Origin of the sequence: Pseudomonas sp. FP198, assembly GCF_030687895.1 — a bacterium.
In the GTDB taxonomy this organism is placed as follows: domain Bacteria; phylum Pseudomonadota; class Gammaproteobacteria; order Pseudomonadales; family Pseudomonadaceae; genus Aquipseudomonas.
In genome coordinates this window covers 5399166-5414959 of record NZ_CP117452.1, presented here as the reverse complement: position 1 = coordinate 5414959, position 15794 = coordinate 5399166, and the positions used below count along the sequence as shown (strand labels likewise).

Annotated in this window: 10 protein-coding genes and 2 pseudogenes; all 12 read left to right on the top strand. The window is 63.0% G+C overall.

Annotation, left to right across the window (positions count from 1 at the left end; genetic code table 11):
* Positions 1-11: 11 nt before the first annotated feature.
* The 12 genes and pseudogenes from PSH78_RS24580 (at position 12) to mdoH (ending at position 15668) form a co-directional block, all read left to right on the top strand.
* Complete coding sequence (locus tag PSH78_RS24580) at positions 12-863, top strand: proline/glycine betaine ABC transporter permease (RefSeq protein ID WP_305497398.1); 852 nt, start codon at positions 12-14, stop codon at positions 861-863.
* Positions 860-1690: a glycine betaine/L-proline ABC transporter ATP-binding protein gene (locus PSH78_RS24575; RefSeq protein WP_305497396.1), complete on the top strand. Its 831-nt coding sequence runs from the start codon at positions 860-862 to the stop codon at positions 1688-1690. The genes PSH78_RS24580 and PSH78_RS24575 overlap by 4 nt, the downstream gene beginning before the upstream one ends.
* 176 nt (positions 1691-1866) lie before the next feature.
* Positions 1867-3390, top strand: coding sequence for a histidine ammonia-lyase (hutH, locus tag PSH78_RS24570; protein ID WP_305501384.1), 1524 nt, complete (start codon positions 1867-1869; stop codon positions 3388-3390).
* Positions 3391-3519: 129 nt separating this feature from the next.
* The gene (gene hutH / locus PSH78_RS24565) at positions 3520-5052 is read left to right on the top strand and encodes a histidine ammonia-lyase (RefSeq protein ID WP_305497394.1); all 1533 of its coding nucleotides are present in this window, start codon (positions 3520-3522) and stop codon (positions 5050-5052) included.
* 117 nt (positions 5053-5169) lie between these two features.
* On the top strand, positions 5170-6372 hold the full coding sequence (gene hutI / locus PSH78_RS24560; protein ID WP_305497392.1) for an imidazolonepropionase: 1203 nt from the start codon (positions 5170-5172) through the stop codon (positions 6370-6372).
* 11 nt (positions 6373-6383) lie between these two features.
* A complete protein-coding gene (gene hutG / locus PSH78_RS24555; protein ID WP_305497390.1) occupies positions 6384-7187 on the top strand; it encodes an N-formylglutamate deformylase in 804 nt (267 codons plus the stop codon).
* 291 nt (positions 7188-7478) lie between these two features.
* Positions 7479-8426, top strand: coding sequence for a choline ABC transporter substrate-binding protein (locus tag PSH78_RS24550; protein WP_305497388.1), 948 nt, complete (start codon positions 7479-7481; stop codon positions 8424-8426).
* Between the two features lie 163 nt (positions 8427-8589).
* Complete coding sequence (locus PSH78_RS24545) at positions 8590-9501, top strand: alpha/beta hydrolase (protein WP_305497386.1); 912 nt, start codon at positions 8590-8592, stop codon at positions 9499-9501.
* Positions 9502-9606: 105 nt separating this feature from the next.
* Positions 9607-10577: pseudogene (pip, locus tag PSH78_RS24540) on the top strand (prolyl aminopeptidase).
* A complete protein-coding gene (dtd, locus tag PSH78_RS24535) occupies positions 10574-11011 on the top strand; it encodes a D-aminoacyl-tRNA deacylase (protein ID WP_305497384.1) in 438 nt (145 codons plus the stop codon). The pseudogene pip and the gene dtd overlap by 4 nt, the downstream one beginning before the upstream one ends.
* 350 nt (positions 11012-11361) lie before the next feature.
* Entirely contained in the window at positions 11362-13104 is a 1743-nt protein-coding gene (locus PSH78_RS24530) for a glucan biosynthesis protein G (protein ID WP_305497382.1), read from the top strand.
* Positions 13097-15668, top strand: a pseudogene (gene mdoH, locus PSH78_RS24525) (glucans biosynthesis glucosyltransferase MdoH). The gene PSH78_RS24530 and the pseudogene mdoH overlap by 8 nt, the downstream one beginning before the upstream one ends.
* Positions 15669-15794 lie beyond the last annotated feature (126 nt).

The following is a 15794-nucleotide window of genomic DNA, read 5'->3' as shown; positions in this document are numbered from 1 at the left end:
GAGAGTCTCTTATGTTTCCCGAAAGCTTTACCTTCTCCATCGCCGACTGGGTCAACGGTTGGGTCGACTCCCTGGTGACCAACTATGGCGATGTGTTCCGGCATATCTCCGACACGTTGCTGTGGGCCATCGTCAACCTTGAAGGTCTGCTGCGCATGGCCCCCTGGTGGCTGATGCTGGCGATCGTCGGCGGTGTCGCCTGGCATGCCACCCGCAAGGTCGTGGCGACAGCGGTAATCGTTGTCCTGCTGTTCCTGGTGGGCGCGGTGGGCCTGTGGGACAAACTGATGCAGACCCTCGCGCTGATGCTGGTAGCGACGCTGATTTCGGTGCTGATCGGGATTCCGCTGGGCATTCTCTCGGCGCGCAGCAATCGCCTGCGTTCGGTGCTGATGCCCCTGCTGGACATCATGCAGACCATGCCAAGCTTCGTGTACCTGATTCCGGTGTTGATGCTGTTCGGCCTGGGCAAGGTCCCGGCGATCTTCGCCACGGTGATCTACGCCGCGCCGCCCTTGATCCGCCTGACCGACCTGGGCATCCGCCAGGTTGACGGCGAAGTCATGGAAGCCATCAACGCCTTTGGCGCCAACCGCTGGCAGCAGCTGTTCGGCGTGCAACTGCCCCTGGCCCTGCCGAGCATCATGGCCGGGATCAACCAGACCACCATGATGGCCCTGTCGATGGTGGTCATCGCCTCGATGATCGGCGCCCGTGGCCTGGGTGAAGACGTACTGGTGGGCATCCAGACCCTCAACGTCGGGCGCGGCCTCGAAGCCGGGCTCGCCATCGTGATTCTCGCCGTGGTCATCGACCGCATTACCCAGGCCTATGGTCGTCCTCGGCATGAGGTGAGCAAATGAGCAACGCAGCCGTCAGCAAGATCGAAGTCAGGAACGTCTTCAAGATTTTCGGTAACCGGTCCAAGGAGGCCCTGGAGCTGATCCGCCAGAACCGGACCAAGGACCAGGTGCTGGCCGAAACCGGCTGCGTGGTCGGCGTGAACGACCTGTCGCTGAGCATCGGCACCGGTGAGATTTTCGTGATCATGGGCCTGTCCGGTTCCGGCAAGTCCACTTTGGTTCGCCACTTCAACCGGTTGATCGACCCTACCAGCGGCGCGATCCTGGTGGACGGCGAGGACATCCTGCAGCTGGACATGGATGCCTTGCGTGAGTTTCGTCGACGCAAGATCAGCATGGTGTTCCAGAGCTTCGGCCTGCTGCCCCACAAGAGCGTGCTGGACAACGTCGCCTACGGCTTGAAAGTGCGCGGCGAAAGCAAACAGGTCTGCGCCGAACGGGCGTTGCACTGGATCAGCACCGTGGGCCTGAAGGGCTACGAGAACAAATACCCGCACCAGCTCTCCGGCGGCATGCGCCAGCGCGTCGGCCTGGCCCGGGCATTGGCGGCGGATACCGACATCATCCTGATGGACGAGGCGTTCAGCGCCCTCGATCCGCTGATCCGCGCGGAAATGCAGGATCAGTTGCTGGAACTGCAAAAGACCCTGCACAAGACCATTGTCTTCATCACCCACGACCTCGACGAGGCCGTGCGCATCGGCAACCGCATCGCGATCCTCAAGGACGGCAAGCTGATCCAGGTCGGCACGCCGCGGGAGATCCTGCACTCGCCGGCTGATGAGTATGTTGACCGGTTTGTGCAGCGCAGGGCGGCGGTGGTTTGAGGTTTATGTGGTGGCTGGCGTGCTTTTGTGGCGAGGGAGCTTGCTCCCGCTCGAGTGCGTAGCGCTCGCAAGATTTTGGGGCCGCTGCGCGGCCCAGCGGGAGCAAGCTCCCTCGCCACAGAGGCTGTGCCTTTAGCCAGGTGTGTTGCTGAAAAGAATTTCCCATGAGGTTGAAGATGTCCCAGGCTGAAAAAATCATCATCACCGACGCCCCGCTGCGCTGGCAGGACGTGGTCGCCGTCGCCCGCTTCGGCGCTGTGCTGGAACTGTCGGCCCAGGCCTGGGCGCGCATCGACAATGCCCAGGCCATCGTCCAGCGCATCGTCGCCAGCGGTGAACGGGCCTATGGCGTCAACACCGGCCTGGGCGCCTTGTGCAATGTCTCGCTCAAGGACGAACAGCTCAGCCAATTGTCGCGCAACACCTTGCTCAGCCATGCCTGTGGCGTCGGCCCGGCGCTATCCGATGAGCAGACCCGGGCGATCCTCTGCGCGGCCATTCTCAACTACAGCCAAGGCAAATCCGGCATCCATCGCCGGGTGGTCGAGGCGTTGCTGGCGCTGCTCAATCGCGGCATCACGCCGCAAGTGCCGTCCCAGGGTTCGGTGGGCTACCTGACCCACATGGCTCACATCAGCATCACGCTGCTGGGCGTCGGCGAGGTCAGCTATCGCGGGCAGGTCGTCCCGGCGCAGCAGGCGCTGGCCGCCGAAGGCCTGCAACCGGTGCAACTGGGGGCCAAGGACGGTCTGTGCCTGGTCAACGGCACGCCGTGCATGACCGGCCTCAGTTGCCTGGCCCTGGCCGATGCGACGCGCCTGGTGCAGTGGGCCGACGTGATCGGTGCCATGAGCTTCGAGGCCCAGCGCGGGCAGATCGCCGCGTTCGATGCCGAGATCATTGCGCTCAAGCCGCACCCCGGCATGCAGCAGGTGGGCAGTAACTTGCGGGCGCTGCTCGATGGCAGCGAAGTCATCGCTTCGAGCCTGGGCATTCGCACCCAGGACGCCTTGAGCATTCGTTCGATTCCGCAAGTGCATGGCGCCGCTCGCGATCAGTTGGAGCATGCCCGGCAACAGATCGAAACCGAACTCAATGCCGCTACCGACAATCCTCTGCTGCTGGGTACGCCGGACAATTTCCGGGTCGTGTCCCAGGCCAACCCTCATGGCCAGTCGGTGGCGCTGGCGGCGGACCTGTTGGCGATCGCCATGGCGGAAATCGGCTCGATCGCCGAGCGTCGCCTCGACCGTTTGATCAACCCGCACGTCAGCGGCCTGCCGGCCTTCCTGGTGGCCAATCCCGGGGTGAATTCGGGGATGATGATCGTGCAATACGTCGCCGCGTCGCTGTGCGCGGAGAACAAGCAACTGGCGCAACCGGCGGTGCTCGACAATTTCGTCACCTCCGGGTTGCAGGAAGACCATTTGAGCATGGGCACCAACGCGGCCCTGAAGCTGCACCGGGCGCTGGAAAACTGTACGCAGATCCTTGCCATCGAATACCTGCTCGCGGCCCAGGCCTTTGAGTTTCTCAAGGCGCAGCGTTTCGGCGCTGGCACCGGCACCGCCTGGAAGCTGCTGCGCGAGCGCGTCCCGGCCTACGACCAGGATCGCTGGCTGGCGCCGGACATCGCCAGCGCCGCCGGGCTGCTCAGGGATCCGAACGTGCTGCACCATGTTCTACCGAATTTGAATTGATCAAAAAAACGCCAGCGTGCCAAGGCACCTCTAGCCCACAAGGCATCGCCCAAAAGGCGAAGGTGACGGATAACGGAACATTCCGGAGCGACTGGCGAGTGAAAACAAAACTCTCAAAAGGAGCAATACATGACTGCCTTGAACCTGATTCCCGGCCAATTGAGCCTGGCTCAATTGCGTGACATCTATCAGCAACCGGTGACGCTCAGCCTCGACGCCAGCGCATCGGCGCAGATCGAAGCCAGTGTCGCCTGCGTGGAGCAGATCCTCGCCGAGAATCGCACCGCCTACGGCATCAACACCGGTTTCGGCCTGTTGGCCTCGACCCGCATCGCCAGCGAAGACCTGGAAAACCTGCAGCGCTCTTTGGTGCTGTCCCATGCCGCCGGGGTCGGCGAGCCGATCAGCGATGCGCTGGTGCGGTTGATCATGGTGCTCAAGGTCAACAGCCTGAGCCGGGGTTTCTCCGGCATTCGCCGGCAGGTGATCGATGCGCTGATCGCACTGATCAACGCCGAGGTCTACCCGCACATTCCGCTGAAAGGTTCGGTGGGCGCATCCGGTGACCTCGCGCCTCTGGCCCACATGTCCCTGGTGCTGCTGGGCGAGGGCAAGGCCCGCTACAAAGGCGAATGGCTGCCGGCTGTCGAGGCCCTGAAAGTCGCTGGCCTCGCGCCGCTGACCCTGGCGGCCAAGGAAGGTCTGGCATTGCTCAATGGCACCCAGGTGTCCACCGCGTTTGCCTTGCGCGGCCTGTTCGAAGGCGAAGACCTGTTTGCCGCTGCCCTGGCCCTGGGCAGCCTCACCGTGGAAGCGGTGCTTGGCTCGCGCTCGCCATTCGATGCACGCATCCATGCCGCTCGCGGCCAGAAAGGCCAGATCGATGCCGCCGCGGCCTATCGCGACCTGTTGGGCGAGCGCAGCGAAGTCTCCGATTCGCACCAGAACTGCGACAAGGTCCAGGACCCGTACTCGCTGCGTTGCCAGCCGCAAGTGATGGGCGCCTGCCTGACCCAGTTCCGCCAGGCCGCCGAGGTGCTGGTGATCGAGGCCAACGCGGTGTCGGATAACCCGCTGGTGTTCGCCGCCGAGGGCGACGTGATTTCCGGCGGTAACTTTCACGCCGAACCGGTGGCGATGGCCGCCGATAACATGGCCCTGGCGATCGCCGAGATCGGCTCCCTGAGCGAGCGGCGCATTTCGTTGATGATGGACAAGCACATGTCGCAACTGCCGCCATTCCTGGTTGCCAATGGCGGGGTCAACTCCGGCTTCATGATCGCCCAGGTTACCGCTGCGGCCCTGGCCAGTGAAAACAAGGCGCTGTCCCATCCTCATTCGGTGGACAGCCTGCCGACCTCGGCGAACCAGGAAGACCACGTCTCCATGGCCCCGGCCGCCGGCAAGCGCTTGTGGGAAATGGCCGAGAACACCCGCGGGATTCTCGCGGTGGAATGGCTGGCGGCGTGCCAGGGGCTGGATTTGCGCGGTGGTTTGAAAACCTCGGCCAAACTGGAACAGGCCCGGGCGTTGCTGCGTGCAGAAGTACCGTTTTACGAGAAGGATCGCTTCTTTGCGCCGGACATCAACGCGGCCAGTGAGCTGTTGGCGAGTCGGTGTCTGAACGAGTTGGTCACGGCGCAGTTGTTGCCGAGCCTTTGATGGCCCCTTCGCGAGCAGGCTCGCTCCCACATGGATGGCGCTCCCTCAGATTCTGCGCGGTTTCTGTGGGAGCGAGCCTGCTCGCGAATCGATTTTGAATGCGACGAGGAAACCGGGATGAAAACCCTCTGGCAAAACTGCCACGCCGCCACCATGGCCCAGGGCGTCTACTCGATCATCGAAGACGCTGCCATTGTCACCCAGGGCGAGCACATTCAATGGATCGGCCCCCGTGCCGAATTGCCGCTGGGCGACTACCCGGCAGTCAACGACCTGAAGGGCGCCTGGGTCACCCCGGGCCTGATCGATTGCCACACCCACGCCGTGTTCGGCGGCAACCGCAGCGGTGAGTTCGAGCAGCGCCTGCAAGGCGTCAGCTACGCCGACATCGCCGCCGCTGGCGGCGGCATCGCCAGCACCGTGCGCGCCACCCGCGCCGCCAGCGAGGACGAGCTGTTCGCCAGCGCCGCAAAACGCCTGAAAAGCCTGATGCGCGACGGCGTGACCACGGTGGAAATCAAATCCGGCTACGGCCTCGACCTGCCCAGCGAACGCAAGATGCTACGGGTCATCCGCCGCCTCGGCGGCGAACTGCCGGTCAGTGTGCGCAGCACCTGCCTGGCGGCCCACGCCTTGCCGCCGGAATACAAGGACCGCGCCGACGACTACATCGAACACATCTGCGCCGAAATGCTCCCGGCGTTGGCCGCCGAGGGGCTGGTGGACGCGGTGGATGCGTTCTGCGAGTACCTGGCGTTTTCTCCCGAGCAGGTCGAACGGGTGTTCTTGACCGCGCAGCGATTGGGCCTGCCGGTGAAGCTGCACGCCGAGCAACTGTCGTCGTTGCATGGTTCCAGCCTGGCGGCGCGGTATCAGGCGCTGTCGGCCGATCACCTGGAATTCATGACCGAGGATGACGCCATGGCCATGGCCGAGTCCGGCACCGTTGCGGTGCTGCTGCCGGGGGCATTTTATTTCCTGCGTGAAACCCGGTTGCCGCCCATGGATGCCCTGCGCAAGCACGGCGTGAAAATCGCCGTCGCCAGTGACCTCAACCCCGGCACCTCGCCGGCGCTGTCGTTGCGCCTGATGCTGAACATGGCCTGCACCTGCCTGCGCCTGACCCCGGAAGAAGCACTGGCGGGAGCAACCATCCATGCCGCCCAGGCCCTGGGCATGGCCCAGACCCACGGCTCGCTGGAAGCCGGCAAGGTGGCGGACTTTGTCGCCTGGCACATCGATCGCCCGGCCGATCTGTCGTACTGGCTCGGCGGTGATCTGGAAAAACGCGTCGTGCGCCACGGCGTGGAAATCGATTGAGGAGAACGGTTGTGGAGAAGGTCCTGAATTTCAAGCAAGGGCGCGTGCCGCTGTTGATCAGCATGCCTCACGCCGGCCTGCGCCTGACGCCGGCGGTAGAGGCCGGGTTGATCCCCGAGGCCCAGAGCCTGCCGGACACCGATTGGCATATTCCCCGGCTGTATGATTTCGCCGATGAGCTGGGCGCCAGCACCCTGGCGGCCGAGTACTCGCGGTTCGTCGTCGACCTGAACCGTCCTTCTGATGACAAACCGATGTACGTCGGCGCCACCACCGGCCTGTACCCGGCAACGCTGTTCGAAGGCGTGCCGTTATTTCGCGAAGGCCTGGTGCCGTCCGCCGAGGAGCGGGCGACGTACCTGCAGCAGATCTGGATGCCCTACCATCGGGCCCTGCAACAGGAACTGGCGCGACTCAAGGCTGAGTTCGGCTATGCCTTGCTGTTCGATGCCCACTCGATCCGTTCGGTGATCCCGCACCTGTTCGACGGCAAGCTGCCGGACTTCAATCTAGGCACGTTCAACGGCGCCAGTTGCGACCCGGCCCTGGCGAGCCAGCTCGAAGCCATCTGCGCCCGCCACGGCCAGTTCACCCATGTGCTCAACGGACGCTTCAAGGGCGGACACATCACCCGGCACTACGGCAACCCGGCCCAGGACATCCACGCGGTGCAACTGGAACTGTGCCAGAGCACCTATATGGAAGAGGTCGAGCCGTTCAACTATCGCCCGGACCTGGCGGCGCCGACCCAGGTGGTGCTCAGGGAGTTGCTGGAGGGTTTCCTGGCGTGGGGGCGGCAGGCTTACCAGAAATAGACCTACCCAGTACACGTGGCGAGGGGATTTATCCCCGCTGGGTCGCGAAGCGACCCCAAAATAGATGATCCACACGGATTCAGAATTTTGGGACTGCTACGCAGTCCAGCGGGAATAAATCCCCTCGCCACAAGTGTATGTGCTCTGATTCGCTGGAATGAGAACTGTCGCCACCGTGCAGAACCGCGTCGCCACAGTTCATCTTCAACCCCTCGACGCTGCGTAATGTTCCAGGCACGGTGCACCAAGACACCGACCTACAACAATCCACTGCCGCACGAGACCCTCGCGATGAAAAGACCGTTCAAACGCTGTCTGTCGATCCTCTGCGGTACCGTCCTGTTGAGCTCCGGCGCGATGGCCGCCGAGGCAACGTCCTGCCAGACCGTGCGCATGGGCGTGGTCAACTGGACCGACGTGATCGCCACCAGTGGCATGGCTGACGTGCTGCTCACCGGCCTGGGCTACGAAAGCAAGCAGACCAGCGCCGTGCAGCAGATCATCTTCGCCGGCATCCGCGACAGGCGGCTCGATATTTTCCTGGGTTACTGGAAACCGGCGATGGACAAGAACATCGCCCCGTTCCTGGCGGCCAATCAAGTGAAAGTACTGGACAAACCAAGCCTGGCCGACGCCCAGGCGACCCTGGCAGTTCCCGACTACGTGGCGGCGGCGGGGCTCAAGACCTTCGCCGACATCGCCCGGTTCAAGGACCCGTTGGGGGCGAAAATCTACGGCATCGAGCCGGGCAGCGGCGCCAATACCACCATCAAGACCATGATCGAGACCAACCACTTCGGTCTCAAGGATTTCAAGCTGATCGAGTCCGGCGAGGCCGGGATGCTGGCGGCGGTACAGCGGGCGGTCAATCGCAAGGAATTCGTGGTCTTCGTCGGCTGGACCCCGCACCCGATGAACATCAACATGAACATCACTTACCTGACCGGCAGCGAAGACGTCTATGGCCCGAACGAAGGCGCCGCGACGGTCTCCATCGTCACCGCGCCGGACTACGCCCAGCGGTGTCCGAACGTGCAGCGGCTGCTGGAGAACCTCACGTTTACCGCTGCCCAGGAAAGCCAGTTGATGGTGCCGATCATGGAGCGCAAGACGCCCCAGGACGTCGCGCGACAATGGTTGCGCGAGCACCCCGAGGACCTGCAGCGCTGGCTCGCCGGCGTGACCAGCTTCGATGGCAAGGATGGCATCGCGGCGGTGCAGGCCAGTCTCAAGAACTGACCCGATCTCGCGGGCACTGATAACCCCCGTGGCGAGGGAGCTTGCTCCCGTTCGGTTGCGCAGCAGCCGCCAGGAAGCGAGGACTGCTGCGCAGCCCAGCGGGAGCAAGCTCCCTCGCCACAAAAGCCTCCTGCCACGTCTTAGTGATCCACGGCGAACCACAATGACCTACCCACTCTCCCAGGCAATGTCCGCCTTCATCGACAAGACCCTGAGCTTCACCAGCCCGGATGACAGCCTCGCCGGTTCGCGCCAGGCCTACGGCCAGATGTGCCGGGCATTCACGCTGCCGTGTCCGCCAACGCTGGCGGTCGAGGATCTGCAACTGGTCGGCGTGGCTGTCCGGGCCTATCACCCGCGTACTTCGCCGCCGCTCGCCGGGTGGCCGTGCATCCTTTACCTGCACGGCGGCGGTTGGGTGGTCGGGGACCTGGATTCCCATGATTTCATTTGCATGGAGCTGGCCGCGGCCCTCGGCGTGCTGGTGGTGGCGGTGAATTACCGGCTCGCCCCCGAGCATCCGTTTCCCGCTGGGTTCGAAGATTGCCTCACCGTGTGGCGCCACCTGGGGGACCTGCCGTTTGCCATCAACCCCCGGCGCCGGGCTGTGGTGGGCGACAGCGCCGGCGGCAACCTCGCTGCTGCGGTGTGCCTGGCCTTGCGCGATGCAGGGCAGCCTCTGCCTCGGTCCCAGGTGCTGATCTACCCGGCGCTTGGTGGTCCCGAGCACTTACCGTCGCGCACCGAATGTTTCGACGCGCCGCTCTTGAGCAGCAGTGACCTGCAACGCTATGACGCGTTGTACCTGCGTGGCACCCAGCCCTCAGCCTACGCCGCGCCATTGCTCGCCGATGATTTCAGCGGCCTGCCCGCGACGCTGGTTGTCGTGGCGCAATGGGATCCGCTGCGCGACGACGGCGTCCTCTATAACGAGCGCCTGAGCGCCGCAGGGGTAGCCTCTGTGTTGTACAGCGGCGAGGGGCTGGTCCACGGTTGCCTGCGCGCGCGGGGCCAGGTGCCGGAGGTCGATCAGCTATACCGCAGGCTACTGGCCTACCTGGCCGACACGCTTTGACTGCCGCGGGGCATGCTCATTAAGGTAATTCGGGTTTATGATGCCGGACGGCAGACTAAATAGAAGTCCCCCACACGGATGACTCGACCCCTTACGGAGCGCGCAATGCAGACTTTGTACCCGCAGATCAAACCCCATGCCCGGCACGATCTGGCTGTCGATGACACCCACACGCTCTATGTCGATGAAAGCGGCTCGCCGGAAGGCCTGCCTGTCGTGTTCATCCACGGTGGCCCGGGGGCGGGTTGCGATGCGCAAAGCCGTCGCTATTTCGATCCGAACCTGTACCGCATCGTTACGTTCGACCAGCGCGGCTGCGGCCGTTCCACGCCTCACGCCAGCCTGGAAAACAACACCACCTGGGACCTCGTCGAAGACCTGGAGCGCATCCGCAAGCACCTGGGCATCGAAAAGTGGGTGCTGTTCGGCGGCTCCTGGGGCTCGACCTTGGCCCTGGCCTACGCCCAGACTCATCCGGAGCGGGTACATGGCCTGATCTTGCGTGGGATCTTTCTCTGCCGTCCGCAGGAAATCGAATGGTTCTACCAGGCCGGGGCCAGTCGCCTGTTTCCCGATTACTGGCAGGACTACATCGCACCGATCCCCCTGGATGAACGCGATGACCTGCTCAGCGCGTTCCACAAACGCCTGACCGGCAACGACCAGATCGCCCAGATGCACGCGGCCAAGGCCTGGTCCACCTGGGAGGGTCGCACCGCAACCCTGCGCCCGAACCCGCTGGTGGTCGATCGTTTCTCCGAGCCGCAGCGAGCGCTGTCGATCGCCCGGATCGAGTGTCACTATTTTCACCAACAATGCCTTTCTCGAACCCAACCAGTTGATTCGCGACATGGGCAAGATCGCCCATTTGCCGGGCGTCATCGTGCATGGTCGCTACGATGTGATCTGCCCGTTGGACAATGCCTGGGAGCTGCACCAGAACTGGCCCAACAGCGAACTGCAGGTGATCCGTGACGCCGGCCATGCCGCTTCGGAGCCAGGGATTACCGACGCGTTGGTCCGCGCCCGCGCAAATGGCCCGCCGCCTGCTCGACCTGCCACCCGAAGAAGCATGAAGGGGTTGCTGCAGCGGGTTCGCGGCGCCCGGGTCGAAGTCGCGGGCGAGATTGTCGGGGCGGTGGACCATGGCTTGCTGGTGCTGGTCGCCGTCGAGCCTGGGGATACCCGGGCCAGTGCCGACAAACTCCTGCACAAGCTGCTTAACTATCGGGTGTTCAGCGATGCCGATGGCAAGATGAACCTGTCCCTGGCGGACGTCGCGGGTGGTTTGCTGCTGGTCTCGCAGTTCACCCTGGCGGCGGACACCAAAAGCGGTCTGCGCCCGAGCTTTTCAACCGCCGCGCCGCCCGCCCTTGGCGAAGAATTGTTCAACTATCTGCTGGCCCAGGCGAAACAGGTGCATGGCACCGTGGCATCAGGTAGATTCGGCGCCGACATGCAAGTGCATCTGGTCAATGATGGCCCGGTAACCTTTCTGTTACAGGCCTGAAAGCGTTTGAAACATCTTTTCGGTCCGGTTTCGAGTCAAAACAGGGAGTTTTCTCGATAAATACTTTGCTAGCCCTGATGCGTTGTCACGCGGCCTACTAGATAATCGCGCGCTACGGGGGATCGGCGTGCGCCGGTCCATTTGACTTAGGTAGAGACTTGTCCTGAACCGTTTGGGGAATCATTTTGTCCCATCGGAGTCGGAACAATGCTCGCCAACTTGGCAAGAGTGGTCCGCAGGAGCGGTTTTTCAGCGCCGTTACCGTGCAGATACTTTATCTGGCCGTTGGTTTTTTGATCTGTTTTCGGCGAGGGTTGCTCGTGATTGTTAGTCCCTGTAATGCACCAAAAATGACTGCCAAACGGTTTAGAAACGCTCTGGTAGCGGGCTCGGCCCTGCTGTGCCTGTTTGGCGCGGGCCAACTGTGGGCATTCAGCCTGGATGATGTATCGGCGAAGGCACAAGAACTGGCCGGGCAGAAATTCGAAGCCCCGCGCAGCAACTTGCCGAACGAATTCCGCGAAATGAAATTCGCCGATTATCAGAAAATCCGCTTCCGCACCGAAAAAGCTGAATGGGCCGACCAGAAGACCCCGTTCCGGCTGTCCTTCTATCACCAGGGCATGCATTTCGACACACCGGTGAAGATCAACGAAATCACCGCGACCACCGTCGAAGAGATCAAATACGACCCGACACGCTTCGATTTCGGTGATGTGAAGTTCGATCCGAAGGCCACCGAACAGTTAGGCTACGCGGGTTTCCGCGTGTTGTACCCGATCAACAAGGCCGACAAGCAAGACGAAATCATGACCATGCTCGGCGCCAGCTACTTCCGCGTCATCGGCAAGGGCCAGGTTTATGGCTTGTCCGCTCGCGGCATGGCGATCGATACCGCATTGCCATCGGGTGAAGAGTTCCCGCGTTTTCGGGAGTTCTGGATCCAGCGTCCGAAGCCGACCGACAAGCACCTGGTGATCTTCGCCTTGCTCGATTCGCCACGAGCCACCGGCGCTTATCGCCTGACCGTGCGCCCGGGCACCGATACCGTCGTTGACGTCAAGTCGCGTGTTTTCCTGCGTGATCGCGTCAACAAGCTGGGCATCGCCCCGTTGACCAGCATGTTCCTGTTCGGCGCGAATCAGCCGTCCAAGGTCCTGAACTACCGTCGCGAACTCCACGACTCCAGCGGCCTGTCCATCCATGCCGGCAACGGCGAGTGGATCTGGCGTCCGCTGAACAACCCGAAACACCTGGCCGTGAGCAACTTCTCGGTAGAAAACCCGCGTGGTTTCGGCCTGCTGCAACGTGGTCGTGACTTCAGCCACTACGAAGACCTGGACGACCGCTACGAAAAACGTCCAAGTGCCTGGATCGAACCGAAAGGCGACTGGGGCAAGGGTACCGTCGACCTCGTCGAGATCCCGACCGCCGATGAAACCAACGACAACATCGTTGCATTCTGGAGCCCGGAAAAACTGCCTGAGCCAGGCCAGCCACTGGACTTCGCCTATCGCCTGCATTGGACACTTGATGAAGCCAGCCTGCACTCGCCAGACAGCGCCTGGGTCAAGCAGACCCTGCGTTCCACGGGTGACGTGAAGCAGTCCAACCTGATTCGCCAGCCGGATGGCAGCGTGGCCTACCTGGTCGATTTCGAAGGCCCGTCCCTGCAAGCCCTGCCTGAAGACGCCGAGGTGCGGAGCCAGGTGAGCGTGGGCGACAACGGCGAGATCGTCGAGAACAGCGTGCGCTACAACCCTGAAACCAAGGGCTGGCGCCTGACGTTGCGCCTGAAGATCAAGGACCCGGGCAAGGCGACCGAGATGCGTGCCGCGTTGGTCCGGCCACTGGTTCCTGTCGAGCTGCCGGCCACCTCGCACTCCGTGACCACGTTGGCCAAGGCCGACAAGGTCGCCAAGCAGCAGAGCGAAAAAGACAAAGCCAACGAGCAAGCCGGCGAGCAACAGGAAGCCAAGGCCGTCAAGGCGTCCACCGCCGCCGCCGAGCCGACCCCAACCCCGCAGGAACCGGAGCAGACTGAACAAGTCCTGACCGAGACCTGGAGCTATCAGTTGCCTGCCGATGAGTAATACTTCCGTACAGCCAGTGTCTCTGAGCGAGTATCTGGCCCATTTGCCGATGACCGACGAGCAACGCGCCGAACTGGCGGGCTGCAAGTCCTTCAGCGAATTGCATGAACGCCTGGCTTCGTCGACGTTCGATGCGCCCGACGAGGCTGCCCAAGCCTCGGTGGGCCGTCGCCTGGCGCTCAGCACTGCCGAGGAACTCGAGGACGCCGAAATGCTGGCCCTCGATTCCAGTGGCCGTGTATGCCTGAAGGCTACTCCGCCGATTCGCCGGACCAAGGTCGTGCCGGAGCCATGGCGCACCAACATCCTGGTACGCGCCTGGCGCCGCCTGACCGGCCGCACCAACCCACCGAAGCCGCCCAAGGACGAGCGCGTCTTGCCGCATGCGCGCTGGCGTACCGTGGGTTCGATCCGTCGCTACATCCTGTTGATCCTGATGCTCGGCCAGACCATCGTGGCCGGCTGGTACATGAAAGGCATCATGCCGTACCAGGGCTGGTCGCTGGTGGACCTGGATGAAGTGCTGCATCAGCCGCTGCTGCAGACGGCTACGCAAGTACTGCCATACGCGCTGCAAACCAGCATCCTGATCCTCTTCGGGATCCTGTTCTGCTGGGTCTCGGCCGGTTTCTGGACCGCGCTGATGGGTTTCCTCGAACTGCTCACCGGGCATGACAAGTACCGTATTTCCGGTGCCAGTGCCGGTAACGAGCCAATTCCCAAGGATGCCCGCACCGCCCTGGTGATGCCGATCTGTAACGAGGACGTGCCACGGGTATTCGCCGGTCTGCGCGCCACGTTCGAGTCGGTCGCGGCCACGGGTGACCTGGACCGCTTCGACTTCTTCGTGCTCAGCGACAGTAACGAAACCGATATCTGCGTCGCCGAGCAGCAGGCCTGGCTGGATGTTTGCCGTGAAACCGGGGGCTTCGGCAAGATCTTCTATCGCCGCCGCCGTCGCCGCGTGAAACGCAAGAGCGGCAACCTCGACGACTTCTGCCGTCGCTGGGGCAGCGACTACAAGTACATGGTCGTGCTCGACGCCGACAGCGTCATGAGCGGCGAATGCCTGACCAGCCTGGTGCGGCTGATGGAAGCCACGCCGGACGCCGGCATCATCCAGACCGCGCCGCGTGCCTCGGGCATGGACACGCTGTATGCACGCATGCAGCAGTTCGCCACACGGGTCTACGGTCCGCTGTTCACCGCCGGCCTGCACTTCTGGCAGCTGGGCGAGTCGCACTACTGGGGCCACAACGCGATCATCCGCATGAAGCCGTTTATCGACCACTGCGCCCTGGCGCCGTTGCCGGGTAAAGGTGCCTTCTCCGGTGCGATCCTCTCCCACGACTTTGTCGAAGCCGCGCTGATGCGCCGTGCCGGCTGGGGCGTGTGGATTGCCTATGACCTGCCGGGCAGCTACGAAGAGCTGCCACCGAACCTGCTGGACGAACTCAAGCGTGACCGTCGCTGGTGCCACGGCAACCTGATGAACTTCCGGCTGTTCCTGGTCAAGGGCATGCACCCGGTGCACCGCGCGGTGTTCCTGACCGGCGTGATGTCCTACCTGTCGGCGCCGCTGTGGTTCTTCTTCCTGGTGCTGTCCACCGCGTTGCTGGCGGTGAACACGCTGATGGAGCCGCAGTACTTCCTCGAGCCGCGGCAGCTGTATCCGCTATGGCCACAATGGCATCCGGAAAAAGCCATCGCGCTGTTCTCGACCACCATCGTGCTGCTGTTCCTGCCCAAGCTCTTGAGCATCGTGCTGATCTGGGCGAAAGGCGCGAAGGAGTTCGGCGGCAAGTTCAAGGTGACGATGTCGATGCTGCTGGAGATGCTGTTCTCCATGCTGCTGGCGCCGGTGCGCATGATCTTCCACACCCGTTTCGTGCTGGCCGCGTTCCTGGGCTGGGCCGCGACCTGGAACTCGCCAAAGCGTGACGATGACTCCACGCCTTGGAGCGAAGCCATCAAGCGCCACGGCCCGCAGACCCTGCTGGGCTTCTTCTGGGCCTTGCTGGTGATCTGGCTGAACCCGAGCTTCCTGTGGTGGCTCGTGCCGATTGTCGGCTCGCTGATGTTGTCGATCCCGGTTTCGGTGATCTCCAGCCGCGTGGGCCTGGGCTTGAAATCCCGTGATGAAAGCCTGTTCCTGATTCCCGAGGAATACGCGCCGCCGCAGGAACCTGCTGTCGACTGACCAGTACACCCATGAAAACCGTTGGCACGCGCTGAACGACGGCTTCATCCGGGCAGTGGTCGATCCGCGACAGAACGCCCTGGCGTACGCATTGGCTACCTCCCGTCACGGCAAGGCCGAGCCGATCGAATGGCTGCGTGTCGAGCGCGTCCGTCATGCCTTGAAGGTAGGCCCGGCCGGGCTCAACAACGCCGAACGATTGGCGCTGCTGAGCGATCCGGTGGCCCTGTCCCGTCTGCATGAGCAGGTCTGGAGCGAGGCGCATCCCGAGTGGCTGGCGGCGTGGCGTGAATCGGTCAAGGCCGATCCACATGCACCGTTGCTGCCGCTTCAACCAGTGGGCGCGCAGCCTCAACTGGCCTGATCCACAAAAAGCCCCGCTTCTGAAAAGAGGCGGGGCTTTTTGTTGGGGCGCATTTTATTGGCGATTCGCTCTTGTGGCGAGGGACCTTGCTCCCGCTGGGGCGGTCCGACGTTTCGGGCACAGCCG